27 protein-coding genes, 1 tRNA gene, 1 pseudogene and 1 CRISPR repeat array are annotated in these 24,267 nt (G+C 66.7%); of the genes and pseudogenes, 14 read left to right on the top strand and 15 right to left on the bottom strand.

The genetic code is table 11. From position 1 onward, the window contains the following. Positions 1–167: 167 nt before the first annotated feature. Together FNH05_RS39685 and FNH05_RS01685 are read left to right on the top strand one after the other, a co-directional pair. Positions 168–296 carry a hypothetical protein gene (locus FNH05_RS39685; protein WP_281287587.1) on the top strand — a complete coding sequence of 43 codons (129 nt, stop codon included), beginning with the start codon at positions 168–170 and terminating at the stop codon, positions 294–296. Then, positions 293–1,105 carry a P-loop NTPase family protein gene (locus FNH05_RS01685; RefSeq protein ID WP_144585202.1) on the top strand — a complete coding sequence of 271 codons (813 nt, stop codon included), beginning with the start codon at positions 293–295 and terminating at the stop codon, positions 1,103–1,105. The genes FNH05_RS39685 and FNH05_RS01685 overlap by 4 nt, the downstream gene beginning before the upstream one ends. Positions 1,106–1,403: 298 nt before the next feature. Here the strand turns inward: FNH05_RS01685 and FNH05_RS01690 are convergent, their stop codons facing one another. From FNH05_RS01690 to fxlM, 6 genes are all read right to left on the bottom strand, one after another. Further along, complete coding sequence (locus FNH05_RS01690) at positions 1,404–1,634, bottom strand: hypothetical protein (protein ID WP_144585205.1); 231 nt, start codon at positions 1,632–1,634, stop codon at positions 1,404–1,406. 102 nt (positions 1,635–1,736) lie between these two features. After that, positions 1,737–2,627: a thiopeptide-type bacteriocin biosynthesis protein gene (locus tag FNH05_RS01695; protein ID WP_246127433.1), complete on the bottom strand. Its 891-nt coding sequence runs from the start codon at positions 2,625–2,627 to the stop codon at positions 1,737–1,739. 110 nt (positions 2,628–2,737) lie between these two features. Next, positions 2,738–3,988 (bottom strand): lanthionine synthetase C family protein, encoded by a 1,251-nt coding sequence (locus tag FNH05_RS01700; protein ID WP_144585211.1) that lies wholly within the window; start codon positions 3,986–3,988, stop codon positions 2,738–2,740. Further along, entirely contained in the window at positions 3,985–7,044 is a 3,060-nt protein-coding gene (locus tag FNH05_RS01705; RefSeq protein ID WP_186382319.1) for a lantibiotic dehydratase, read from the bottom strand. The genes FNH05_RS01700 and FNH05_RS01705 overlap by 4 nt, the downstream gene beginning before the upstream one ends. A gap of 190 nt (positions 7,045–7,234) precedes the next feature. Continuing rightward, positions 7,235–7,414, bottom strand: coding sequence for an FxLD family lanthipeptide (locus tag FNH05_RS01710; protein ID WP_144585217.1), 180 nt, complete (start codon positions 7,412–7,414; stop codon positions 7,235–7,237). Positions 7,415–7,473: 59 nt separating this feature from the next. Beyond that, a complete protein-coding gene (gene fxlM, locus FNH05_RS01715) occupies positions 7,474–8,799 on the bottom strand; it encodes a methyltransferase, FxLD system (protein WP_246127435.1) in 1,326 nt (441 codons plus the stop codon). A 181-nt stretch (positions 8,800–8,980) separates the two neighbouring features. On the opposite strand from fxlM, the gene FNH05_RS01720 reads away from it, so the two are divergent. The 4 genes from FNH05_RS01720 to FNH05_RS39690 are packed head-to-tail and all read left to right on the top strand — an operon-like array spanning position 8,981 to position 10,826. After that, a complete protein-coding gene (locus FNH05_RS01720) occupies positions 8,981–9,310 on the top strand; it encodes a hypothetical protein (protein ID WP_144585220.1) in 330 nt (109 codons plus the stop codon). Then, positions 9,291–9,824 (top strand): DUF6879 family protein, encoded by a 534-nt coding sequence (locus FNH05_RS01725; RefSeq protein ID WP_144585223.1) that lies wholly within the window; start codon positions 9,291–9,293, stop codon positions 9,822–9,824. Before FNH05_RS01720 ends, FNH05_RS01725 begins: the two co-directional genes overlap by 20 nt. Positions 9,825–9,834: 10 nt before the next feature. Then, complete coding sequence (locus tag FNH05_RS01730; RefSeq protein ID WP_144585226.1) at positions 9,835–10,701, top strand: helix-turn-helix domain-containing protein; 867 nt, start codon at positions 9,835–9,837, stop codon at positions 10,699–10,701. Then, complete coding sequence (locus FNH05_RS39690; RefSeq protein ID WP_281287588.1) at positions 10,698–10,826, top strand: hypothetical protein; 129 nt, start codon at positions 10,698–10,700, stop codon at positions 10,824–10,826. Before FNH05_RS01730 ends, FNH05_RS39690 begins: the two co-directional genes overlap by 4 nt. A gap of 60 nt (positions 10,827–10,886) precedes the next feature. After that, positions 10,887–11,894: a CRISPR direct-repeat array (repeat unit 28 nt; unit sequence GTCTTCCCCGCGCCCGCGGGGGTGGTCC). Between the two features lie 266 nt (positions 11,895–12,160). Here the strand turns inward: FNH05_RS39690 and FNH05_RS01735 are convergent. Both FNH05_RS01735 and FNH05_RS01740 read right to left on the bottom strand, forming a co-directional pair. Next, on the bottom strand, positions 12,161–12,373 hold the full coding sequence (locus FNH05_RS01735; RefSeq protein ID WP_222426480.1) for a DUF397 domain-containing protein: 213 nt from the start codon (positions 12,371–12,373) through the stop codon (positions 12,161–12,163). Further along, positions 12,370–13,254, bottom strand: coding sequence for a helix-turn-helix domain-containing protein (locus FNH05_RS01740; RefSeq protein ID WP_144585229.1), 885 nt, complete (start codon positions 13,252–13,254; stop codon positions 12,370–12,372). The genes FNH05_RS01735 and FNH05_RS01740 overlap by 4 nt, the downstream gene beginning before the upstream one ends. A gap of 368 nt (positions 13,255–13,622) precedes the next feature. Here FNH05_RS01740 and FNH05_RS01745 point away from each other — a divergent pair, with 368 nt between their 5' ends. Beyond that, positions 13,623–13,916 carry a hypothetical protein gene (locus FNH05_RS01745; protein ID WP_144585233.1) on the top strand — a complete coding sequence of 98 codons (294 nt, stop codon included), beginning with the start codon at positions 13,623–13,625 and terminating at the stop codon, positions 13,914–13,916. Beyond that, on the top strand, positions 13,876–14,340 hold the full coding sequence (locus tag FNH05_RS39860; protein WP_342781522.1) for a GntR family transcriptional regulator: 465 nt from the start codon (positions 13,876–13,878) through the stop codon (positions 14,338–14,340). Before FNH05_RS01745 ends, FNH05_RS39860 begins: the two co-directional genes overlap by 41 nt. Before the next feature lie 36 nt (positions 14,341–14,376). On the opposite strand, the gene FNH05_RS01755 is transcribed toward FNH05_RS39860, so the two are convergent. Next, the gene (locus tag FNH05_RS01755; RefSeq protein WP_144585236.1) at positions 14,377–14,637 is read right to left on the bottom strand and encodes a DNA-binding protein; all 261 of its coding nucleotides are present in this window, start codon (positions 14,635–14,637) and stop codon (positions 14,377–14,379) included. Between the two features lie 209 nt (positions 14,638–14,846). Between FNH05_RS01755 and FNH05_RS01760 the strand changes: the two genes are divergently transcribed. Both FNH05_RS01760 and FNH05_RS01765 read left to right on the top strand, forming a co-directional pair. Further along, positions 14,847–15,563: a helix-turn-helix domain-containing protein gene (locus FNH05_RS01760; protein ID WP_144585239.1), complete on the top strand. Its 717-nt coding sequence runs from the start codon at positions 14,847–14,849 to the stop codon at positions 15,561–15,563. 136 nt (positions 15,564–15,699) lie between these two features. Then, on the top strand, positions 15,700–17,169 hold the full coding sequence (locus FNH05_RS01765) for a tyrosine-type recombinase/integrase (RefSeq protein WP_186382321.1): 1,470 nt from the start codon (positions 15,700–15,702) through the stop codon (positions 17,167–17,169). A 54-nt stretch (positions 17,170–17,223) separates the two neighbouring features. Here FNH05_RS01765 and FNH05_RS01770 read toward each other — a convergent pair. Further along, a tRNA-Tyr gene (locus tag FNH05_RS01770) sits at positions 17,224–17,305 on the bottom strand. A gap of 124 nt (positions 17,306–17,429) precedes the next feature. On the opposite strand from FNH05_RS01770, the gene FNH05_RS01775 reads away from it, so the two are divergent. Then, entirely contained in the window at positions 17,430–17,921 is a 492-nt protein-coding gene (locus FNH05_RS01775; RefSeq protein ID WP_186382322.1) for a YajQ family cyclic di-GMP-binding protein, read from the top strand. A gap of 99 nt (positions 17,922–18,020) precedes the next feature. Here the strand turns inward: FNH05_RS01775 and FNH05_RS01780 are convergent, their stop codons facing one another. Next, entirely contained in the window at positions 18,021–18,971 is a 951-nt protein-coding gene (locus tag FNH05_RS01780) for an oxidoreductase (RefSeq protein WP_246127437.1), read from the bottom strand. Between the two features lie 61 nt (positions 18,972–19,032). On the opposite strand from FNH05_RS01780, the gene FNH05_RS01785 reads away from it, so the two are divergent. Then, on the top strand, positions 19,033–19,635 hold the full coding sequence (locus FNH05_RS01785; protein ID WP_246127439.1) for a TetR family transcriptional regulator: 603 nt from the start codon (positions 19,033–19,035) through the stop codon (positions 19,633–19,635). Positions 19,636–19,733: 98 nt separating this feature from the next. Here FNH05_RS01785 and FNH05_RS01790 read toward each other — a convergent pair whose 3' ends face one another. Genes FNH05_RS01790 through FNH05_RS01800 form a run of 3 tightly spaced genes read right to left on the bottom strand, consistent with a single transcriptional unit; the run spans position 19,734 to position 21,860 of the window. Then, complete coding sequence (locus FNH05_RS01790) at positions 19,734–20,366, bottom strand: DsbA family oxidoreductase (protein WP_144585245.1); 633 nt, start codon at positions 20,364–20,366, stop codon at positions 19,734–19,736. A 29-nt stretch (positions 20,367–20,395) separates the two neighbouring features. Beyond that, complete coding sequence (locus FNH05_RS01795; protein WP_144585248.1) at positions 20,396–20,989, bottom strand: TetR/AcrR family transcriptional regulator; 594 nt, start codon at positions 20,987–20,989, stop codon at positions 20,396–20,398. 4 nt (positions 20,990–20,993) lie between these two features. Continuing rightward, positions 20,994–21,860: an alpha/beta fold hydrolase gene (locus tag FNH05_RS01800; RefSeq protein ID WP_144585251.1), complete on the bottom strand. Its 867-nt coding sequence runs from the start codon at positions 21,858–21,860 to the stop codon at positions 20,994–20,996. Between the two features lie 93 nt (positions 21,861–21,953). Here FNH05_RS01800 and rfbA point away from each other — a divergent pair, with 93 nt between their 5' ends. Continuing rightward, entirely contained in the window at positions 21,954–22,835 is an 882-nt protein-coding gene (gene rfbA / locus FNH05_RS01805) for a glucose-1-phosphate thymidylyltransferase RfbA (protein ID WP_144585254.1), read from the top strand. Positions 22,836–22,857: 22 nt separating this feature from the next. On the opposite strand, the gene htpX is transcribed toward rfbA, so the two are convergent. Beyond that, positions 22,858–23,718: a zinc metalloprotease HtpX gene (gene htpX / locus FNH05_RS01810; RefSeq protein WP_144585257.1), complete on the bottom strand. Its 861-nt coding sequence runs from the start codon at positions 23,716–23,718 to the stop codon at positions 22,858–22,860. A gap of 280 nt (positions 23,719–23,998) precedes the next feature. Here htpX and FNH05_RS39035 point away from each other — a divergent pair. Then, positions 23,999–24,267: pseudogene (locus FNH05_RS39035) on the top strand (hypothetical protein); the annotation flags it as partial.

Raw genomic sequence — 24,267 nt, forward strand, 5'->3', positions numbered from 1 at the left:
GCCGGATCTCTACTCCGGGAACTGGGCCCACATCACCGACCACACCCAGAACGTCACCGGGTGGATCTCTCGGGACTGGATTGACTACTACCAGCCAACTTGCTGGTAGATCCATCCCTTTCAGCAGCACGCCACTGGGCTTCGTTTTGCCTGGAGGGAGAAGCAAGATGAGCAACTCCACGCAGACGCGCTTGTGGGCCAGTGGCGGGCTGCGGCCGGTGGCCGCGGCGCTTCTGCTCGCCGCGGCCACCGCCAGTGTCGGGACCACTTTCGCCACGCCCGGATGGCGGCGATGAGCGACGAAGCGGCCTCCGGCATGATTCGCAAGATTCTCACTGCGCCCGGTCCCGTGCTGGCCGCCTCGACCAACCCTGACGTGTGGGCGATGACCGCGCCCAGGCGGGCCGAGATCGGACCGATCTTCCTCTTCGACTTGCAGTGCGTCGGCGGGCTCCCTCGATTACCCCAGTCCTGGTGGTTGGACCCGCTGGCCACTGTGGGCAGCGTCGTAGCGGCGGCAAGGTTCACGTCGCATTTCACGCACGGTGTGAACCATCCTGGCCTGGCTGACCCAGCCGTCGCCCAGACGGCAGCGACGACGCTGCGGCACAACCTATTGGCAGCCGCGTGCGGGAGTAGGACTTTACGCGACGTGCTGGTATGGGTTGCCTCTCGAAGTGAGGAGCCAGTCGCTTTCTTGGAGGAGTCTGGATACACCGCCCAGGCTTCCGGTCTACGCTCGACGTTGGATCTCGCTGCCAGGTCGTCGGAGACGGTCTTTTCGATCGTTTCCAGCATGATCGGCTGTCTGCAGAACGAATCCCTCCTTCGACGAGTCACGCCGCCATCCACATGGGTCGATCCTCCAAAATCAGTGGACGCGGTCGTTGAGCTCGACCTGTGGAGTCTCATCACCGCGCGGACGGACGCCCATCCGACGGTGTATCTCCTCTACCGCGAGGGTGCCGACTCGATGCGCCCAGTCGTCTCCGCCATTGTCGGTGAACTGGTCCACGTTGCCGTTCAAGCCGCACGGGTTCGAGGAGGGCGACTCGACCCTCCTGTGACCATTGCTTTGGATGCGAGGCGTCGGGGCCGCTGCTGACTGGGTGTGATCACCTGACCTGGCCCCGGTTGGCGGCCTGATCGTCACGAATTTCGGCCTCACCTGGGTGGTGATCTCGCTGCCGGGTGGCTGCTGCGTGTCGTCACGGATGTTGGCCCCACCCTGAGTTCAGATCTTCCCGTCGATGTCGGCGGCGGGGAGGTTCGGGATGGCGCGGTCCAGGGTGGAGTTGTTCGAGAAGATCAGGCGGGACAAGCGAGACGAGGATCTGGAGACCGGCACCGAGTCCTACAGACTCCGCACCAGCAAGACCAGCGGCCGACGCAGCGCGCGACCGCTACGTGAGCGGGCTCGCGGCACCTCCGTCGGAGAGCGCCGTCCGGACCGCTTGCGTCCAGTCGGCCCACCTCGCCGGATCGCTGTTCAAGTACTGCAAGAACAACACGAGCCCGACGTCGGGGTTTGCCTCAAGCGCCACGTACTGCTCCGCCAAGTAGTACGCCGCTCGAAAGGCCTCATCCAAGGAGAGAGACTCGGGCAAGGAGACCTCGCGTTCTTCACCGTTCACCAGCCGACGATGTCACACGCGCAAACGGTGGGGCCGAAATTGGCGAAGACAACTGGGGCCAGATGACTTGACGAAACCCACCTGACCCTGCGCGCTTCGCCGTCAGGGGTCGCGCTGGAGGATAGCCCCGGTAGCGGCGTGGGCGAGTGCGTGTTGCGTGGTGGCATCCAAGCCGAGCCGGTTCCAGTGAAAGATCACATGGTGGGCCAGGATCGCTCGGAGGCCGCGATGGAGGTTGGACTGGGCCGCCGCCACGGCAAGCGCTTGACCGGCATCGTGGAATGCCTCGGCCCACGGGCGGACCATGGCCAGCGGACCGCCCGGCCCGAACAGGGGGCCGCTGAGGCGGATGTCGTAGCTGAGCAGGGTGCGGAGCTGGGTGGTGAGAGTGGCGTGGTGCCTCGTGTCGGTGCTGGCGTGGTCGGGGTCGGGGCGCAACCGGCCGACGCGGTGCCAAATGTCGCCGGCCTCGAACCCTTCTTGCCGGGCGGCACGAAACAGGGCGGTACACAGAAGCAGGGATAGCTCACGCCGCCCCATGGGGGTTTCGCCAGCGCGGAGGTAGGCAAGCAGGTTCCTCGTGTCGGCGCTGAACAGGTCGTGAGCGATGGTGATCCCGATCGGTCCGCCGAAGGCGAGGGTTTCCGGTTCGTAGTGAGTCGGCTGCCACCGAGCGAGGTGCCCGTCGACGACCAGGCGGTCGAAGAATGCCGCAGCGGTCGTGACCAGCGCTTCGCGACTGCTGGCGGGGTGCGGGCGCAGACGCACGCGCCAGCACGGTGCCTTGCGGATGAACCACCAGCGGTCGAGCAACCCGTTGATGCTCCAGTCATGCAGCTGCGGTTGGAGGTGGACGGCAGCGAAGTGTTCCGCCTGGTCCCAAGCGGTGAATTCCAGGTGTGCTTGCCACCAGCCAGCGTCGGCGACGTGGTCTTGGAGGGCGGTCTCGCCGGCGTGGCAGTAGATCTCCACTGCTGCGGCCAGCTCCTCCACCGTCAGTCCACAGCGTAGGGCGGCCTCGGTCAGCGGAGTGCCGGACAGAACGCCGCACACCGCGTCCGTGAGAACCTCCGCCGATGACGGGGCCGGGATGGTGGGTGCGGTTACGCGATCAGCAGGCATCGGTCCCATCCGGAACGAGGTACGGCAACAGCGCCGTTGTCGGTGATCGCGCTCAGGGCGAGCGCGATACCGGCGGTGCCGTCGAGCAATCCGTGGTCAGGTGGTCGGGTAGCGGCGGCGTGCTGGATGAGCCGTTGCGCCAGGTGTGGCAACTGAGCAGCCAGGGCGGGGTTGTCTGCGTCGGCGGCGGCGCGGCCGACGGTGCAGTAGAGACCTGCCCAGCCGTGGCATAGCCCGAGGTCGGTGATCAGGTCGAGTTGCACCTCATCGGCGAGGCAGGCGGCCAGCGCTGCTTCCGCTGTCCGTTGTCGTGATGTGTCGCGGGTGGCGAGCGCGGCGAGCTGGCAGGCGCGGGTGATGCCGGGGGTGCCGTAACACCATGAAGGCCGTCCCGGTCCGGTCTGCTCGATACCGCCACGGGCGTAATCGCCGCGGTTGATCCAGTACGGCCACCAGCAGCCGGTCTCAGTGTGGCAGCGCCAACGGTCGAGGTGTGCGCAGATGATGTCGATGGCCTCGCGATGCCCGTCGACGGTGATCCCGGCCCGCAGCGCCATTGCCAGCAGCGCCAGCGGTCCGGAGATGCCGTGGGCAAGTCCGAGGTTGGTGTGCCCGCCGGGGGTCGGTAGCAGCGGGTCGGGATCGTGTGCGACCCACCACCCGGGCAGGAGATCACCGTCGATTCGCAGTGGCTCGGTCAGGCGCACGAGGTACGTCAGCACACGGGCCAGCGCATCGGTGCCCGGCAGGAAGTGCAGCAGCAGTTGCCCAATGCCGGTCAGGCCGTGCAGCAGGTCGTACTCCGCGAACCCGGGTAGCTCACCTCGATCAATGCGAGCCATCGCGGCGGTGACACGCCGGTGGGTCAGCCGGATCAGGTGGGCATGACATTTCTCGACAGCCGACCGGTAGTCGGGGATGACGGTCTCGGCGACGTCCAGAAGGAAGGCGATCGCGGGCAGGCCGGCGAACAGCCCGGCGATGGCGGAAGTGCTGACCGGCTCGGCGAGCGCCGTCCGTACCCAGGTATGCACCCGCTGTCGCGCACCGACATCCGCGTGGGCGCACTCGATGTGCCATAAGGCGATGCCAGCCGACCCGCGGGCCAGCGACTGTCCGACAACTCCGCTCCCGGCTGGCGGCTGCTGCAGGGGGCGCGCCAGCGTCTCCAGCAGCGCCGCCCGCTTGGCAGCGTGGGGTACGGCCGGAGGGCTGATGAGCGGGGATGTCATGAGGACTCCTGAAGAGCGAGTGCCTCGGCGCGCAAGGCGATCGTGCGGGCGAGCCGCTGGGTGGCAGCTTCGCGCTCCGGATGCACCGCGACTGTGCGGTTGAAATGGTCGTGCAGCAGCGCGCGGAGCACGCGGGACGGATCGCGGTCAAGGCGTACCCGGTAGGCGGCGAGCGCCTCGCGGCGCTGTGCCCAAGCAGTAAGCACCGCCGCTTCACGCAGGCTGTGGTGCGGTTCGGGTTTGCGTGTGGGGTGGCCGAGGTGACGGGCGAGCTGCAGGGCGTGCTCGCGCACGCTTTGGTCGAGCAGCCCGTGGTGTTGGCCGATCACGGTGATCAGCCACTGCCAGCCTTCCTCCCGTGTGGTGGCAAGGCCCGTCGCCAGGTCAACCAGCGAGACCGCGGCCACCGCTTGCACAGGAAGTCGGCTCTGACGGGCGAGGGCGATTTCGGTCAGGGCGGCAGCGGAGTCGGCGGCGGCCACCTGTTCGTTGCTGGCGATGTCGGCGCCGTACTTTCCGGTTTGGACCCAAGCGGTCTCGAAGCTGAGCTGGGCGATCAGGCCCACATCGCGCAACTCACACACCCATGCCGCGATGTGGGCGGCGACCGTGCCGTACTGCTCGGCGTCCGCCAGCCGCGCGAAGAGCTGGAGGTAGTGGTCAGAATCGGGGCGGGTGGTGTCGTGGTGGCGACGAAACCAGAACCGGACCATACCGTCGCCTACACGCTCCCGCAGCCGTGGCAAATAGTCGGTGAGGACGTCGTCGAATCGCTGCGGGTGGCCCTCGAGCTGCGCCAGCAGCAAGTCGGACTTACCGGGCATTGCGGGACGGGGAACGTCGATGCTGGTGTAGTCGGGCGCAGCGAGGTCGCCGCGCGCTGCCGCGCGTTCCTTGCGTGGGAATTTCCTGGACTTGTCGCGAGGGGTAGCCGTAAGCGGGACAACGAACTCGCACGCTCGCCCAGCCCATCCAAGGTCCGCAGGATCACCGGCTTCCCGGAGCTCCACCGTCTTTGTGCCGTACAGCCGAGTGCGTACCAAGCTCCGTTGAGTCGGGTCGTCCAGATCGAGCGGCAAGCGTTGCTCACCTTCACAGAGCACGACATGGGCGGGCACGCGCCAGCGGCACCGCCACGCGACCAGCGCCTCGTGCCAGTCTCGTGAGCTGGCCCGCGGGCCGGGAAGATCGGCGCCGTCCAGCAACCACCGCGCCGCAGCCAGCACGCTCCGCCCGGAGCGAACCCTCGGCAGAAACGGCAGTGTCCGGGTGGACCCGAAGTCGAACGGCCCCCACACGGCGCTGCGGGCCGTGCCCAGTTCGGCGAGGAACCGCACCAGCGGCGGCGTGAACACCGTTGTTTCCAGCGCATGCAGAACATGGGCATGGACACGCTTTCCCGTAGGGCGATGGATCAGAAAGAACCGCGTGGCCGTCGCGGTGACCGCCAGATCGTCAAGAGCAAGGCAGCCGGAGGTTTCAGCGTGGTGTTCGGCGACAGGCAGCAGCCACGGCAACAGTCGCGGGGTTCGGATGACGGCGTCGTTGTGCATACGGCGAGGCGGAAACGACAACTGCGCCACCATTGCCTCGGCATCTGGGGTGTAGGTGTCCGCGAGCCGACGGCAGTCGTGTTCGTCGAGCAGCGATGCGAAACGCCCGATCATGCTGCTGGAAGCGGGCGGAGCACCGCTGACCCACAACTGAAACCGACCTTGGGTCAACGCATTGGCGGAGCGCGCGTGCAGGGTGAAGGCGAGTTCCACACGCTCGGGCGGTATGAGGTCGGTGCGGTCGCCCACGGTGAGCTGACCGATCAGTGCCTCGGACAGGACGACCTCGGTGCGTCGGTCGAGCACGGCTTCCTGAACCAGCCGTTGCAGAACCGCGTCACGATCGGTCAGGGCGCGAGAGGGTTGTTCGCGAGCGGCGCCGAGGAACCCGACCGGATAGCCCAGTCCGGCGTCCGATACCAGCTCACGCACCGGCACCGCCGCGCCCGCGCCGTACCGATCGCGAAAACGCAGGTGGTAATCCCGCCATGCCGCGGTGCCGAAGGGGCTCCGGGTCACTCGCAACAACGTGGACGCCGCGGCCTCGGCCTCCCGCAGCACCGCGTCGGGCAGGGCAAGCTGACCATCAACCACGACATCCACCGCCGGTCGCGGTTCGACCAGCGGGCTGCCCGGGCGCCCGTCCTTTCGCACCTGCGGGGATACGGTGTGGAGATCCTGCGCGGCCATCTGACGATGCAGGACGCGCAACGATTCGCGGATCTCCGCGATCGGCGCCGGTCCAGAATCCTGCCCGTCTGGCCTCGTGAGCTGGGTGAGCAGGTGGCCCACCGGATCGGTGCTGGTTGCTGGGGCGCGCAGGTTGGTGATCAGGACGTGGTTGGCGACCAGCCCGGTCAGCATCGTCGTGATCTGCTCGCGTGACGCTCCGGGGAATTCGCGTTCAAGCTGGCTGACCAGCTCCCACCCACGAACGGGTTGTTGGGCAGCGGCAAGTGCCGCTGCTACCGGATGGGTGCGGCGCAACGCCAGCTCCACCATGCCGAGATCCTCGACGAGCTTTTCGGTGGTCTCGGTTCCCGGTATGCGTTCGCTGGGCAGCATTTTCGGGACGACGAACTGGTCCGCGCGGGTGAACCCCCCGTTGTTGACGATGAGCGACACATCGGCGAGGACAGTCGGGTCGTGTTCGAGGCGACATATCACCTCGTCCAGCCACTCGGGGTCGATCCGGTGGTGAATGGTGTGGTCCTCACCGAATTTGATCCGCACAGCCGGGCTCAGGGTGGCGGTGGTGATGCCCGCGAACAGGCCGAACGGGGTGGCTCTGCCGCGCCACCGCAGGACGTAGGAGCACACCGACACCAGCAGCCGTCGCCACTGCCGGCGCTCCAGCGGAGCATCAGACAGCGCCGAGGTGATCTGCTCGCTGAGAGCCGGACTGGCTGTGCTCAGCGCGGCACGTACAACCTCGCGATCCCACAGCCGCACCAACCAGACTCGTCCCAGGGAATCGGCATTGTCGCCGGTGTGCAGGTCCACAGCGGGTAGATCCAGTCCACCCGGATCGGTGCTGGCCCGCACTGCCACCGGTCCGCGGTGTCGGAAGTGTCGTCGTGCCACCATGCGCGCAGACCTCCTCGCGGCGTCTCTGGATCAGTGAGTGGTGTGAGGTCGGACCCGGTGCGCCGACACGGAGGGGGTGGCGCGACGCACCGGGTCCGGATGGTGCTCAGGAGGGGTTGTTGGCCTGGCTGTTGCAGGCACTGGTCGAGCAGGTTTGACCGCAGCCGTCGCTGGTGTCGCAGCTCAGCTTCGCCAAGGGGTACGCGGCCTCGATCACCGAAAAATCGAGGCTGAACTCCCGGTCGTCGATACTGCCGCTACGGGGCACTGTGCTGGCAATAGACATGATCCACCGTGTCCTTTCTTCTGTGTGGGTGTGCGTTGGAGGACCTGGCCGACCCCAACTCAGGCGGTGGCGGTTGGCCAGGAAATCGCGACGCGGGTGTGGCGCTTGTCGATCACTGTCACCGCCGACGATGCGGTGGCGGAGTCTCCGGGAACCGGTATCTCGCGGAGCAGATGATCAGCGGTGTCGTGAGGCCAGATGCTGATCACAGGGTCGGGTCCGTGTCGGTAATGGCGATCCCAGAAGCGGATTTGCTCGACCAGTGCCTCGGCAGTGGGGCGGGCGTGCGGGCCGAAGGCGTGTGCACCCATCTCGAAGACACCCGGTCTGACTCGACGACTCGCCAGGTAGGCAAAGGAATCGCCGACGACATAGGCGCTCGGGAACCACCGACCGCCCTCATCCGCCATCACCGGGCCGCCTGCGGCAGCAGGCTGGTAGTCGCTGTCGACGGCCAGCAGGCAGGATCCGGGCAGCACGGTGGCCAGCCACAACGGAAGCGAGTCAAACGACTCCATGCCACCGACGGTCACGCCGGACCACGCATCAACGCGCTCGCGGGCCAGCACCCCGTCGAGCTCGAGGGGGTCGGAGGGATGGGTGTCGTCGTCGAAGCGCAGTGCGATCTGATCGCCGTACAGCAGCAGCATCCGCTCTCGATGCGCCCCCTCGCCTTGGATCTTCACGAACCCACAGACCTCGGCCGAGCGGCTGACCAAATGGTCACCGACGCGCTCCAGTGCCAGCGACCTGGTGATCCCGCGCATCCGCAACGGAACAACCAACCGTCCGCCGTCAACCAGTTGCCGAGTCCAGGCGGGCGGGATATCCCAGCAGCCAACGGTCACGATGATCACGTCGAACAGCCCGGCCTCGGGCAGGCCGCGCTCGGCGTCGCCGCACTCGACACGCACCCGGGAATACCCGGCCGCATCCAGGAGCTTCCGAGCGCGGTCGGTGATCTCCGGGTCGATGTCCATCGTCGTGACGGCGCCGGACTCGCCGACCAGCTCGGCCAGCATTGCCGCGTTGACCCCGCCCGAACCGATCTCAAGCACCCGCATGCCCGGTGCAACGTTCGCCTGCTCGAGCATGAAGGCCTGAACCTGCGGAGCGGAGATCGAGCTGATGGGAGCACCGCGCTCGTCCCACTTCGTCCTGACAGCCGTCGTGGCCGCGTACACCTCAGGCAACGGCACACCGGGCGCAAAGACATGCCGGTCGACCCGGGCGAAGACCGCCGCCACGCGATCCGAACGGACCGCGTTCAACCGCCACAACTCTTCGATCATCGCCGCACGCAGAGCCTCCACATCCATCGACTCCGGGGGGCCCGGCGGGACGCCCCTGCCATCTTCCGCGGCTGTGTTCACGTGGCTGTTCATCCAATCTCTCGTCGCTCCTGCGAGACGCTATGGCAGCTACTCGAGGCGAAGCCAGAAGTTTGCTTCAGTTTGCTCGAAGTTGCGCTCCTTGTGCGATAGGTTGTTGACGGATTGCCGCAGGTGAGGCCACTCTCGACGAGGCCAAGCAAACTGACGCACGTTCCTGGTGGAAGGGGTAGTCATGCAGCTAACGTTCCTCGGCAAAGAGACCCAGGGCGGGGGTTCGCCGACCCTGTACGCGACCGACCGCGGCACCTACGTGGTGCAGGGGTGGAAGGTCAGTGGATACCCGGCGCGGGTAGAGATTCCGCACCGTCTTCTCGGACACGTCGAGAAGGGCAAGTGCCTGGGTGTGCACCTCGACGACACTGGCCGTGGCAGTTTCGTCCTCGCTGGCGAGCCCATGACCGATGCCGACGCGTTGGCACAGATGGACATCCCGGGACACGAGACGTGTGTCGAGGTCCCGACCAAGAAGGAGGTTTGGGTCAGTGGAACTGCTACAGGGTGACGCGTTCGACGCGCTCTTTCGCGATTTCGAGCGCGATGCGTTCCACCTTGAAGTCAAGGACACTTACCGCACACCGGACGAGTCGGGGCCGTTCCGTCTGTTCCTGACAGGCCAGCACGACGACTTCGCCTGGTTCCAGCCCTGGCTCGACCTTGTCCGCGGTGCCACCAAGGCCGGGCGGAACGTCCGGCGAGCACGCGTGGTGACGGTGCCACACGGCGACTACACCCGATGGGGACTCACCGTGGCCGAACACAACATCGCCGCCGGCGAGAGCGTGCGCTGGCTTCCTCGCCATCTGATCAACCCCGACGAGTTGTCCGCCGATGACTACTGGCTCTTCGACGACGAGCTCGTGGTGTTCACGGTGTTCGAACCCGATGGCCGGTTCGTCGGCGGCGCCGCTACGACGGATCCCGTCATCGTCAACTACTGCATCGCGGTGCGCGATCGAGTCTGGCAGGCCGCGATCCCGCACCATCGCTACCTGGAGACCGAGTACGTCACGGCCTGACGGTGATCACGTGACGCACTCCCTCCACCAGGCACGCCAGGCCCTCGGCCAGCAGTTGCGCGACCTCCGCAAGGAAGCGGGGCTGACTGGCCGGGGCCTGGCGCTTCTCGCCGGATGGCACAGCTCGAAAGTCTCGAAGATCGAGTACGGCAAGCAGACACCCTCCGAGGACGATATCCGGGTTTGGTGTCGACACACCTGCGCTGAGCGCGAGATTCCTGACCTGATTGCCGCTGTACGCACCATCGAATCGATGTACGTGGAGTGGCGGCGCATGCTCAGCACCGGCACCCGACGCCGCCAGAGCGCATCGCGACGGCTGGAGTCCACCACCACGCTGATGCGATGGTACGAACCCGTTCTCGTGCCAGGACTGCTGCACACAGCGGAATACGCACGCGAAGTCATGCGCCGAGTGATCGACTTCTACGACATTCCGGACGATCTCGACGCTGGCGTCGCCGAGCGCATGGAACGCCAGGCCGTCCTGTACCGAGGTGACCACCGTTTCCACTTCGTCCTCGCCCAACAGGCACTGAACACCATGGTCGGCGGAGTGGACACCATGATCGGTCAACTCGACCGGCTCCTCGCCGTCATGTCCCTGCCGCAGGTCACGCTCGGCATCATTCCGAGCCGGGCCGTATACGAGGCGCCAACTAATCAGTTCATCATCTTCGACAACCGCCTCGTCCACGTCGAGACGGTCTCGGCCGAGCTGAGCATCAGCCAGTCCCGAGAAGTCGCGCTCTACGCCAAGGCCTTCCAGCGGCTTGCCCAACAAGCAGTCACCGGCTCAGCAGCGCGAACCCTCATCACCACGACCCTTGACCAGCTCCGCACAGGGCAGAACGATGACGAGGAACCACCTGCGTGACGAAGCCGGCTTCCAAGTCCACGACCACGACTGGGGTCCCCACCGATTTCGAAGGCATCAACCTCATGCTCCGCCGCGACAACACCAGCAAGGCACCCGAAGCGACCAGCCACGGCAACCGCTAACCTCGCACCAAAGTGAATCTAAAACGCCCGCACCCGCCGCAAAGTCGCTGGTCAACAAGTGTCTTCCCCGCGCCCGCGGGGGTGGTCCGCTGATCGGATGCACGCTGACGGGAGTTCGATTGTCTTCCCCGCGCCCGCGGGGGTGGTCCCTGGGGCGACAGCGGATACGGCAGCGTCGAGGAGTCTTCCCCGCGCCCGCGGGGGTGGTCCGGCCATATACGCCAGCTCCTCCGGCGTCCTGGTGTCTTCCCCGCGCCCGCGGGGGTGGTCCGCTCCGGACGTTGGCCCGTCTCGTGCGGCCCGGAGTCTTCCCCGCGCCCGCGGGGGTGGTCCGTACGACGCCGGCAAGGCGGCTGTGGCCTACCAGGTCTTCCCCGCGCCCGCGGGGGTGGTCCCCACTCCGGTGACTCGGACTCGACCGGTTCGATGTCTTCCCCGCGCCCGCGGGGGTGGTCCGTCGCCCTCGTCGCCCTCGGCAGGCCCGCTTTCGTCTTCCCCGCGCCCGCGGGGGTGGTCCTGCTGCGATAGCCCCTGGGACGAATACGGTGGTGTCTTCCCCGCGCCCGCGGGGGTGGTCCGGACCCGACTGTGTTTGTGGTCGGGGGCGCCGTGTCTTCCCCGCGCCCGCGGGGGTGGTCCCGCGATGCCGCCGGAGCGGGTGCGGACCACTTCGTCTTCCCCGCGCCCGCGGGGGTGGTCCCCTTTCGTACTTTTTCGCGTTGTACCGCATAAGCGTCTTCCCCGCGCCCGCGGGGGTGGTCCCGACTACGACCGGCGCTTCAAGCGCGGCACGATGGTCTTCCCCGCGCCCGCGGGGGTGGTCCGGAATTCCGCGCCGGTGGCGGGAAAATTCGTGAGTCTTCCCCGCGCCCGCGGGGGTGGTCCGGAATTCCGCGCCGGTGGCGGGAAAATTCGTGAGTCTTCCCCGCGCCCGCGGGGGTGGTCCCATCGAGAAAGCCCACGAGTTGGGCATCCCGCTGTCTTCCCCGCGCCCGCGGGGGTGGTCCCTCCACGACCATCTTGTGGATCTCGCGGCGCTCGTCTTCCCCGCGCCCGCGGGGGTGGTCCCACGCTCCCCGGCCCGCTTCGGTGAAGTGCTTCGTCTTCCCCGCGCCCGACCGTCCCGGCGTGCCGGCTGTGATCACCGAGGGGCGGAACTCGGCTAACCAGTACCCACCCGGCGACGTGGTGCGCGTGCTTGCCCCACCGTCGAGATCGGCTGCGGCCCGGCCCGAGGTACCCGGCAGGTTCGGCTGAGCATAGGCAAGAAGTCACGGCTTTCCACGAGCGCATCGTCGTGAAATGCGCTGCTGATCTCGGCAAGCGCGGCAGCGCTACGGCCGCGCGAACTCTCCGTCCATGACGCCACCCGCGAAGGCGTCCCACTCTCCCGCCGTGAAGACGAGCACTGGCCCTTCGCCCTGCTGCTTGCTGTCGCGCAGGGCCACACGGCCGTCCTTCAAGAAGGCCACCTCGACACAGTTCGCCTGCCCGTTGCTGCGGCTGCTCTTGCGCCACTGCACTCCGGTCAGATCGGCACTCATCATGACCCGAACTCCCTTGCTGCTTCGATGAAGAGGTCTTTGCTGGCTGCCTCATCGAGGGCAGCATCCCAAATCCGGTGGAAGGCGTCGTCGTAGCGTGCAACCTCGTTCGCCTTGTCGAGGTAGAGCGCTCCCGTGAAGCCGTCCATATAGACGGTGGGCGGCTCAGTCTCCTTGCCGTCACCGTTCGTCGGGAACCGGAGGAGCACGAACGGCCCGGACATGACGCCGTGGTGCAGGCCGGCCGCGAAGCCCGCCACACGAAGCCTGACGTTCGGCAGTTCGCTCACCTGGGCCAGGCGCTCCAACTGGCCTGCCATGACCGGTCGGCCACCGACCGGGCGGCGCAGGATCGCCTCGTTGAGCACGACGTAGAGCCGAGGCGCAGCGACCGGACGAGTAAGGAGCACCTGCCGCTCCATGCGCAGGCGCACCCGAAGTTCGACCTCATCGGGATCGTCCTCTGGGTTGTCGTAGGAGATGACCGCGCGAGCGTAGTCGGGTGTTTGGAGCAGGCCGGGTACCAGCTCGGATTCGTACCAGTGAAGACTCGCGGCCGCGCCCTCCAGCCCGATATACACGTCGAAGCCGTTAGGGATGACGTCGCCATAGGCGTGCCACCAGCCGCGCGTCTTGGTCTCCTTGGCGAGTCCCTTGAGGGCCTCGGTCGTTTCCGCATCGACACCGTAGATCCGGCACATGGCCTCTGCGTCGAGACTACGCAGACTGGTCTGGCCGGTCTCGATACGCCAGATCTTCGCCTCAGACCACTCCAGCGCCTCAGCCGCGGCCTTGACCGTCAGCCGGGCACGGCCGCGGGCCTCTCGAAGGTGTCGGCCGAGTTGCCGCCGCGGCACCGTCGAGCCTGAGTCCTTGTCCGCCACTGTCCTCCCTCTCATTTCGAGTCAAGCTTTCACCCGTATTGAAAGTATCCGACAGCGCGACTTGAAATGCTATTCCACTTTTCGGGTACTTCGTTCCGAGTCTTCAATCTGAAGTCTTGCATTTTTGCAGGTTGCAGTGGTTCAGTCGTGATCGGTAGCGGACCAATCGCCTACCTCACCGAACGTCCGCCCAGCGGTGCCGCAACCCCGATGGCGCCGTTGGGCGGACACCCCAGCGGAAGGCTTCAGATCGTGCCTGCACTCATCGACGACGAGCTGAGTCTGGACACGCTCCGGTCGCCACTGGCCAACGGCCTGTCTTTGCCGCGAGACGCGCCAGACGAGTTCCCTCGCCTTGAGGACCGGCCGTGAGCGCGCTCGCGTGGTTCGGGATCTGGACTGTTGGTCTTCCCGCCGCATACCTCATTGGTCTCGCCGCGTGGGGGCGGCGACGACGGGTGGCGCAGACGCAGAACAAGCGATCCGTTGCTGCCATCGCCGCACGGGTGAAACAGGAACGCAAGCAGTCAGAACGGTTGGTCCGCTGGCCGCAGGCCGACCCCGACCGAGGCGCTATTCGCATCAACCGGCAGACCAGGCTGGCGCCGCAGGTTGGACGACATGCGCGGCCGGGCGACGACGTCCGACATCCAGATAACTGAACCGACATTCCTCATTCCAACCATTTACGAGAAAGGCACACCCATGACCGAACCACGAAACGGCCAAAACCCGCTCCTGCAACAGGCCGGAGAAGAACAGGTCGTGCGCTACCACCTGCAACCCTGTGTCATGACCTACCTGTACGACCAGATGGCCGACCACATGACGGAGCGAATTGCCTCCGGCGACCTCGCCGTGAACACCATGTTGCCCGCGGAAGGGCCGCTGGCCCGCCAGTATGGCGTCTCCCTCGGCACAGCGCGCCGGGCGACCAACATCCTCCGGGAACGGGGGTTGGTGATGAAGTTGCGCAGCAAAGGCACGTATGTGGTGGCGCGGCCCGAGGCCGACACCGGCGGCGACGACGCCACAGGGGAGCCGGAACCCGGTCACCTGGCGCTGGTTCAGGACGATGGCTCGTGATCCACGGAAGGGCAGTCCCGACCGTCGCCGACACAATCAAGAGAGAACTGAATCGCGCTGCCCCGCAGTATCAACGTCGCCCGACAGTGCACGGATGATCGACGCGGTGACGACGGTGTAGCGGTTTCCGATGCGGTTCACAGTGGCCGGGAATTCGCCGCGTTTCGCCATGTTATAGGACTGGTTGCGCGACATACCCCAGGCCGTGCCAGCCTTGGGAACGGAGACGGTTGCCGGCCACGCTCTGATCTCGGCCAGGGTTGGCCGTTCCCTGCCGTCCGCCTGCACCGGTGTCATGATGCGACCCCGTCAACGAATGGCTCGGAGGCGAAGAGGTCCCCGACTTTCGCACCGAGCCGTCGCGACATCTCAACCTTCATGTCTGGCCTCAGCGTGCGCGTACCGCACTCGACCCTACTCGGGTCGCTTCCCTTCGTCATGGTCCCCCCTCTTTCATCTGCTTCACCGACAAGCCGATGAAGCGATTTTGACCAAGGGTGATCTGCTTGTCAACAGAGCAGACGATATGGCAGACTGCGATGGTGGCATCACCGCAGACAGTGGCCGCCGTAATCGGCGGCAATCTGCGACGTTTGCGGGAGCAACGTCGACTCACTCAGCATGGAGCTGTTCACCTACTGCGTCGGTACGACCTGCGCTGGAGTCGCAGCAAGCTCGACGCGATCGAAGGCGGCAGACGCCAAGAGGTGACCGTGACGGAGCTGCTCGCGCTGGCCATGGTGTTCAACGTCCAAGTAGCCGAGTTCTTCGTCGGCGATGGAGTGGTCCAGCTAACCAATGCCGAACTGGGGCGCAACCTCATACGGGAAGTTCTCCGCGGAAACCATGTCCGCGAGGATCTGCAGGACCTGGACCCGGAAGCCAGGATGAAGGAACTCCTCCGAGCCGAGGATCTCATCACCGCCACGGAAGCGGCGCTGCATCCAGACCCCACGGAAGCCGATGAGGAATTGGCACGCAAGCTTGGGCTTCCGTTGAAGACGGTCACAGAAGCCGCTTACGCGATCTGGGACCGGACGATGACCGAGGAGCGAGACGTCCAGACCGCTGGCCTCGGCGACATGACGACCGGAGAACGAACGGCACACCGCGGCCACATCACGCGCGAACTGGCGCGGCGCCTCGAAATGGAACTCACGAGTCGCGGAGTGATGTCCGACTCTCGCCGAGGAAAGCCACCGAACGCAGAGGAGGCAACTTGAAGAGACTGGAAAACAGGCGATGACCGCGGAAGGAGGTGTTCGCCGACGATGCCGCTGCAAGGACACGAACGGGCGGTTCCTCGAATCGAAGTGTCCGAAGCTGCGCAACCGCAAGCACGGGTCCTGGCAGCTGATCATGGAGCTGCACCCCGGCCGGGATGGGCGTCGGCGGCGGTTCCGACGGTTGGGCTACGCGACCAAGGATGACGCCCTGAGGGCACGCGACCGCATCCGGGAACTCCTCAACCTGGCCGGAAGCGACGAGGAAGACCAGGACAAGGTGTCGGAGATGCTGCACGGCTTGCAACGACGTGAGCCGATTCCCGACCCCGAGGTCATAAGAACCCAGTTGCGGTCAGGCCTTTCGCTCAACGACAAGGGCACCGTCGCGGAGTGGATGGAGGTGTGGCTCGCTCAGGAACGCGGGAAACACGCCGCGAAGACTGAGATCGGGTACGAGTCGCACGTCAGGCTCTACATCAACCCAAAGATCGGACATATCCGACGTACGCGCTTGAATCACGCCGACCTGATCGAGATGTTCAACTCGATCGAGGATGACAACGAGGTCATCGAGGCCAACAACGCCGACCGGGCAGCCAACGCCGAGCGCCGACGCGAGCTTTGGCGCAACAGGAGCCAGGGCCCGGTCATGACGGAGTTGCGGCGACTCAAGGCCGAGCACGACGCCATGCCCCCGTACCGTCGGCCGGTGAGTCCTGTATCACAGAAGGCGATCCTGCGCACCCTTCGAGCGGCGCTGAACGACGCGATCGCCCAGCAGCGACTGACCTTCAATCCCGCCGCCCACTTCGACATGGCCGTGACCTTGGAACGACCGATGGTGTGGACCGACGAACGAGTCGACCACTGGCACACGCTCGGGCTGAGGCCGGGGAAGGTGATGGTGTGGCAGCCCAAGCACGTCGGAACCTTCTTCGACTATGTCGCCGAGCACGACGTGGACTACGAGGCGATGTGGCACCTGTTCCTCAAGTACGGGCCCCGCCGTGGTGAAGTCGCCGGCCTACCCTGGGCCGAGACCCAGCTCGCGCATTCTCAGATCAACATCATCGTTCAGCGGACCGAGGCCAACGGCTACGAGGAGAAGGCGCCCAAGGCGGATTCGAAGCGGCCCGTGAAACTCGACCGCGAGGACACCGCGCTACTGCTTCGACACTACGAACGGCAGCAGCGCCGCAAGGCGGAGCTCGGCAGGGCCTGGATCGATTCCGGGAAGGTGTTCCCCCGGCCAGACGGCTCACCGCTGCGGCCGTCCTGGATCGGCGAGCGCTTCGCGCAGCACATCGCGGCCGCAAGCCTGCCGCCGATCCGCCTGCACGACTGCCGACACACCGCGGCGACGATGCTGCTGGCCATCGGCACGGACATCAAAGTGGTGCAACGGATGTTCGGCCACAGCACGCGGAGCACCACCTCGGACATCTACACGTCGGTGCTGAACGAGCTACTCGCTGAAGCCGCAGGCTCACTCGCCGCGCTGATTCCCCGCAAGCCCGGATCGAGACCAGCCGGGCAACTTTCGGACAACTCCAGGCCCACCGAGCTGGTTTCCAGCGGAGGAGGTGAATGTCTGCAACCCTGATGAAGGGCGCTCACGCTCCAGTTTCCGCTGGTCACCAGCTCGGTAAAGCTGGTGTGGCGGGTGAGGGATTCGAACCCCCGAAGGCAGTGCCGTCTGATTTACAGTCAGATCCCTTTGGCCGCTCGGGCAACCCGCCATGGCCGGGTGGACCGGCCGAGGACAAGAGTACCCAATGCCCCGACGGCCCCGGCAACCGGGTTGGCCATCGGCGGCTAGGGTGTGTGGCCGACCCGACAAGCGAGAGTACGAGGTGGGGATCCGTGGCCGATCCGTCTTTCGACGTAGTGAGCAAGGTCGACCGCCAGGAGGTGGACAACGCGCTGAACCAGGCCGCGAAGGAGCTGTCCACCCGGTTCGACTTCCGCGGCGTCAACGCGAAGGTGTCCTGGGCCGGCGAAGAGGCGATCACCATCGAGGCCGAGACCGAGGAGCGTGCGCTCGCGGCGGTCGAGGTGTTCAAGGAGAAGCTGATCAAGCGGGGCATCTCGCTGAAGGCGTTCGAGGCCGATGAGCCCGCCGTGTCCGGCAAGATCTACAAGGTCAACGGCAAGATCATCCAGGGGATCGCCTCGGACAAGGCCAAGCAGATCGCCAAGATCATCCGCGACGAGGGTCCGAAGGGGGTCCAGGCCCAGATCCAGGGCGACCAGTTGCGTGTGTCCGGCAAGAAGAAGGACCACCTGCAGGACGTCATCGCCCTGCTCAAGGGCAAGGACCTGGACATCGCGCTCCAGTTCACCAACTACCGGTGACGCAGGCCGCCTGACCTCAGCTTTCCTGGTTCAGGCGGCCCCGGGTATATCTCCGGTACCACACGGCGTCCGGCCAGTGCCCGACGTAGGTGTCAGCTGTCACGACTTGAACGCGTATCGAACGTCGGTCAGGCCTTCGGACAGATCCCACAAGCGGCGCCCGATCTCCTCGTCAGCCGCTCCCGGAGCCAGTTCGACCTGGGTGGGGAAGCCATTCAACTCGCCCCTGCCACCGGGGCCGATGAACTGCCCTCCCGCGACTTGGGCCGCGGTGGCCGCGAAGAGCGACGGCAGGGCGCCCCGCTCAGGCGTCTGTGCCAGCGGCTTGAGGACGCGTCCGAACAGGAACCGCACCATCCCCACCGGAGCGCTGGTTTGAAGGTTGGTGGCGGTGTATCCGGGATGGGCGAGCAGGCTCCGCACCGGACTTCCGGCAGCCGTCAACCGCGAGTGGAGCTGCCACCCGAAGACGGCGTTGGCCAACTTGGACTGGTTGTAGTAGGCCATCGGCGAGTACTTCCGGGCGCCGGTGAGATCGTCGAAGAAGATCGTCGCCTTCCGATGGTTGGGCGAACTGACCGTCACCACCCTCGGGTCGCTACCGGCTTCCAGGAGGTCGAGCAGCAAGCCAGTGAGCGCGAAGTGGCCGAGGTGGTTGGCGGCGAACTGCATTTCCTGCCCCTGCGGGCTGAGCCGCCGGGGCGGGGCCATGATGCCGGCGTTGTTGACCAGCACGTCCAAGCTGGCGTGATCACCGTGAAGTCGATGCGAGAAGGAACGAACCGACTCCAGGTCTGCCAGGTCGACAAGACGAACCTCCACGCCCGCGCCGGGATGCTCAGCCTCCAACTGCACCATCGCCTGCCGCCCCTTGATCTCGTCTCGCACCGCGAGGATCACATGTGCGCCCTTCGCGACGAACGCACGGGCGGTCGCCAACCCCACCCCGCTGTTGGCGCCAGTGACGACGGCGACCCGGCCGGTCTGGTCGGGCATCTGATCGGCGGTCCAGCCTCTCTTCGCACTCATATGACACATCATGATCATCATGACACCAAGTGTCAATTGAGTCATCGAACGCCATCATCGCCTCGGAGTGTACGGTGTGAGGGTGTCCACTTCGCCTCATCTGAGCCTCGCCGACCGGAAGCGCCAGCTCGTGGCCGACGAGTTGAGCCAGGCCGCGTTGACCTTGTTGGCCGCCAGGGGGTTCGAGGCGGTCACCGTGGACGAGATCGCAGCCGCCGCCGGCATGTCCAAACGAACATTCTTCCGCTACTTCGCTTCCAAGGAGGACGTGGTCATCCAGTTCCTGGCGGAAATGGGAGGCCGGATGCGCGCCGAACTCGCGGCTCGCCCAGTAGGTGAGCCACTGTCGTCAGTCCTGCACCACACCATCTGGTCCGCCATCGACGCGTGCGCCGGCCAGACCGAGCCAGCCCTGCGCGTGGTGCGACTGATCATGGAAACCCCCGCGCTGAGGGCCCGGTTTCTCGAACGACAGGCCCAATGGCAAGACGACCTTGCCCTGGAGATCGCACGGCGACTGCGTCAAGACCCAACCACGGACCTCTACCCGCAACTTGCCGCCGGACTTGCGCTCACCGCGTTCCGTACCGTGCTGCAGCGGTGGAGCACCAGCAACGGCGCCGAAGACCCAGGCGCTCTGACGGACCAAACCTTCGCGCTCATCGCACCGGCACTGGACGCATAGCCCAAACGCGGCAGCCTCGAACTCGACCACCGAGGCGCGCCAGTGCCGATCAGATCCCCATGGCGTGCCTTGTCAACGCTTCCACCACGCCCGAGGGATCAGTCTTCACACGCCTTCGCGAGGGCGGCCTCGAAGGTCTCTACCGACTGGGCACCGGACACCCCGTACCGGTTGTCGAAGACGAAGAACGGCACACCGTTCGCGCCGAGTGCTCGCGCCTCTTCGACGTCCGCCCGAACGTCGTCGGCGTAGGTGCCCTCCTTCAGGACCGTTCGCGCTTCCTCCGCGTCCAGACCCGCTTCGGCGGCCAGGGCGACCAGTGAATCCTCGTCGAACACCGACCGCTGTTCGGTGAAGTACGCACGGAAGAACCGCTCCGTCACCTCGGCCTGCACGCCGCGTTCCTTCGCCAGGTGCAACAGCCGGTGCGCGTCGAAGGTGTTGCCGATGACGCCGCCGTCGAGGCGGTACTCCAGCCCTTCCGCGGCGGCGAGTTGTTCGAGCCGGTGCTCCATCTCCCGCATTTCCGCCTCGTCCCGCCCGTACTTCGCGGCCAGCAACGGGAGTTTCGGCACGGTCTCGCCGCGCGGCATCCGGGGGTCGAGCTCGAACGAGCGGTAGACCACCTCGACCTCGTCACGGCGCTCGAAACCGGCGAGGGCGCGTTCGAGACGACGCTTGCCGAGATAGCACCACGGACAGACCACATCGGACCAGACGTCAACGCGCACGCCCAGCCGCAACGTGATCCCGCCGCAGGCTATTCCCGCGCCACCAGTGAGGCGAACCAGTGGCCGAGGACCTGCTGGACATCGGCGCGGGCGGCGGCCGGATCGTCTGCCTCGGCGATCATCCGCGCCCCCTCCATCACCGCGCTCAGCGCGAGCTGGGCCAGTGCGGGCACCGGCTGCGGCACGACCCGCCCCTCCTCGACCGCCCGCGCCAACACCCGGATGAGCAACCCGAGGCCATACTCCGCCTCGATCTCGCGCCAAACGCCCCAGCCGAGCACGGCGGGCGCGTCCGTCAGCGAGATCTGCCGGATTTCTTCGCGCAGGCAGGCATCGAGGAACACGGACAGCGCCATGCCCATTCCGGAGACCGCGTCCGGCGCGTCCTGGAACGCGGCTTCCACTTCAGCGGTGACCTCGCGTTCCAGCTCCTCCACCACCGCGCGGAACAGGCCCTGCTTGTCGGCGTAGTGGTGGTAGAGCGCGCCCCGCGTCACGCCGGCCGCGCGCACGATCTCGTCGGCGGGGACGGCCTGGTAACCGCGGCTCGCGAACAGTTCGCGGGCCGCCGCGACCAGGGCCGTCTTGGTGCTGTTGGAGCGATCTTGCTGGGTGCGTCGCACGCCCCTAATGTGCCACGACGCCCGCGAACTCGACGATGTGCCGCACCAGCACGGCGGGCTGGTCCTCGGCGATGAACGTGTAGGTGTCGGGGACCTCGACCAGCCGTCCCTTCGGCAGCAGTTCGGCGAGCCTGCGCCCGAACCTGATCGGGAACAGCTTGTCCTCCGTCCCCCACACCAGCAGGACCGGGCGCGAGAAGGTGCGCAGCTTCTCCGCCGCCGCCAGTGTGTGGCGCGGGTGCACGGCCCGCAGCAGCTTCCGCAGATCCCGGCGCACCCCGGCGGACCGGCGCACCGGCCCGAGGTAGGAGTCGATGATCTCGGGTGGGACGGGCCGCTTGACCACCCAGCCGAACAGCAGCGGGGACCGCTGCAGCGTCTTGTTCCGGGTCATCCCGGCGAGCAGCCGCATCGAACCGGGGAGCTTCGCGAGCACCGGGAGGGGCTTGAAGATCGGCGGGAAGAAGTACTCGAAGCTGTCCGAAGGCAGCAGTACCACGCGGTCGACCCGCTCCGGATGCCGCGTGAGCAGGATCTGGGTCAGCGCGCCGCCGGTGTCGTTGGCGACCAGGACCACGTCCCGCAGGTCCAGCGCCGCCAGGAAGTCCGCGATGAGGTCCGCGTGGCCGGGCGGGGTGAGGTCGGCGTCGTCGTTCATCGGCTGCTCGTGCCCGCCGAGCGGCCAGTCCGGCGCGAGGCACCGGAACCCGGCCTCGGCCACCCCCGGCACCACGGATCGCCACAGATCGGCGTTGGTGAGGATGCCGTGGAGGAAGACCACCGCCCGTCCCGATCCCCGGTCGTGGTAACGGATCCGCCCTTGCGGCAGGTCGAGGTGGCGCTCCTGCCCCAGTGATTCGCTTCTCGTCATGACCTCCAGACTTACATACATACTGCATGTATGTAAATACTCCCGCTAGGGTGGACCCGGAAGGCGTGAGGCCGACTGAGGAGGAGCCGCGGGATGAAGGGGATCGTGCTGGCGGGGGGCAGCGGGACGCGCCTACATCCGATTACCCAGGCCGTGTCCAAGCAGTTGCTGCCGGTGTACGACAAACCGATGATCTACTACCCGCTCTCGGTGCTCATGCTGGCCGGGATCCGGGAGATCCTGATCATCTCCACCCCCGAGGACCTGCCCAGCTTCCGCCGCCTGCTCGGCTCCGGCGACCAGTACGGCCTCACCTTCGACTACGCCGAGCAACCCAGCCCCAACGGCCTTGCCGAGGCGTTCCTGATCGGCGCCGACTTCATCGGCGACGGCGACGTCGCGCTCGTCCTCGGCGACAACATCTTCTACGGGCAGGGTTTCTCCGAGCGGATGCAGCGCGAGGTGTCCTCTTTGGACGGCTGCGTGCTGTTCGGCTACCCGGTCAAGGACGCCCAGCGCTATGGCGTCGGCGAGACGGACGCCGGGGGCAGGCTGGTCTCCATCGAGGAGAAGCCCGAGCGGCCGAAGTCGAACAAGGCCATCACCGGCCTGTACTTCTACGACAGCAACGTGGTCGACATCGCCCGCGAACTGCGGCCCTCCGCCCGCGGCGAACTGGAGATCACCGACGTCAACCTCACCTACCTGCGGCAGGGCCGGGCCAAACTGGTGGACCTCGGCCGCGGTTTCGCCTGGCTCGACACCGGTACGCACGATTCGCTGCTGGAGGCGGGCCAGTTCGTGCAGGTGCTCGAACACCGCACCGGGGTGCGCATCGCCTGTCTGGAAGAGGTCGCGCTGCGGATGGGCTTCATCGACCCCGACCAGTGCCTGGCCCTCGGCATGAAGCTCTCCAAGTCCGGCTACGGCGACTACGTGGTCGCCGTGGCCCGCGCGGCGGGCGCCACCGGCTGAGCCACCGGCGGGGCCGCCGAGGTCAGCGGCCCCGGCGCGCCATCTCCTCGAGCCGGGCGATGCGGTCCTCCATGGGCGGGTGGGTGGAGAACAGCTTCGACAGGGACTCGCCCGGCCGGAACGGGTTGGCGATCATCAGATGTGACTGCGCCACCAGCTGCGGCTCGGGCACCAGCGGCGCGCGCCGCGTGCCCTCGGCCAGCTTGCGCAGCGCCGAGGCCAGCGCCAGCGGGTCACCGGTGAGTTCGGCGCCGGAGGCGTCCGCCTGGTACTCCCGCGACCGGCTCACCGCCAGGCGGATCACCGCGGCGGCGATCGGGCCGACCAGGATCAGCAGCAGGGAGACGAACGGGTTGCCGCCCTCGCGGTCGTTCCCGCCGAAGCCGACGAACATCGCGAGGTTCGCGAGCACGCTGATCACGCTCGCCAGCGCCCCCGCCACACACGAGATCAGGATGTCCCGGTTGTAGACGTGGGACAGTTCGTGGCCCAGCACCGCGCGCAACTCGCGCTCGGTGAGCAGGTCGAGGATCCCGGTGGTGCAGCAGACGGCCGCGTGCCGCGGGTTCCGCCCGGTGGCGAAGGCGTTCGGCGCCACGGTCGGGCTGAGGTAGAGCGCCGGCATCGGCTGGCGGGCCGAGGTGGCCAGCTCCCGCACGATCCGGTACATCACCGGCTGCTCCGCTTCGGAGATCGGACGAGCGTGCATGGCGCGCAGGGCCAGCTTGTCGGAGTTGAAGTACGCGTAGGCGTTCATGCCGAGCGCGATCGCCAGTCCGACGAACAGGGCGGTGCGGCCGAACAGCGAGCTGATCGCGATGATGAGGGCACTCAGCAGGCCGAGCAGCAGCGCGGTCTTCAACCCGTTCTGATGCCTGTGCACTTGACCTGCGCCTCCCTCGAGCAACACACCCGATTTCTGAACGTGCCGGCAAGCCGGGAAAGTTCCACGACGATTGTGGGCCGGGCAGGGACGGGCGACCAAGACCGAACTCGTCACGTCCCGTTCCCCCTGGTGACGCCGCGCGACGAAAGCGCAGATCGGCCGGTGAGACCCGGCCGGTGAATTCGGTCACCACCCCGCGGGCGGGAGTGAGGTGCGGTCACTGTGGGTATAGCGCCGGAAACGCTCGAACAACGAAATCGGACCGCGGAAGGCGCTCATGAAACTCGGTTTGCAGATCCCGGACTTCACCTGGCCGGGCGGCCCGGCCAGGCTCGGCGCCGATCTCGCCGAGGTCTCCCTGGCCGCGGACACCGCGGGGTTCGACCTCGCCGTAATGGATCACTTCTTCCAGATCCGGGACGTTGGCCCGGACGACGACGGCCCACTCCGGCGCCTCGCGGGCCTCGGCGTGGACGCCGTGATCGGCTTGGTGCCCGGCATGCCGGGCACCAAGCCGCTCGACCTCTTCGCCACGGACATCATTCC

This window comes from Amycolatopsis rhizosphaerae, assembly GCF_007713715.1.
GTDB lineage: Bacteria > Actinomycetota > Actinomycetes > Mycobacteriales > Pseudonocardiaceae > Amycolatopsis_E > Amycolatopsis_E rhizosphaerae.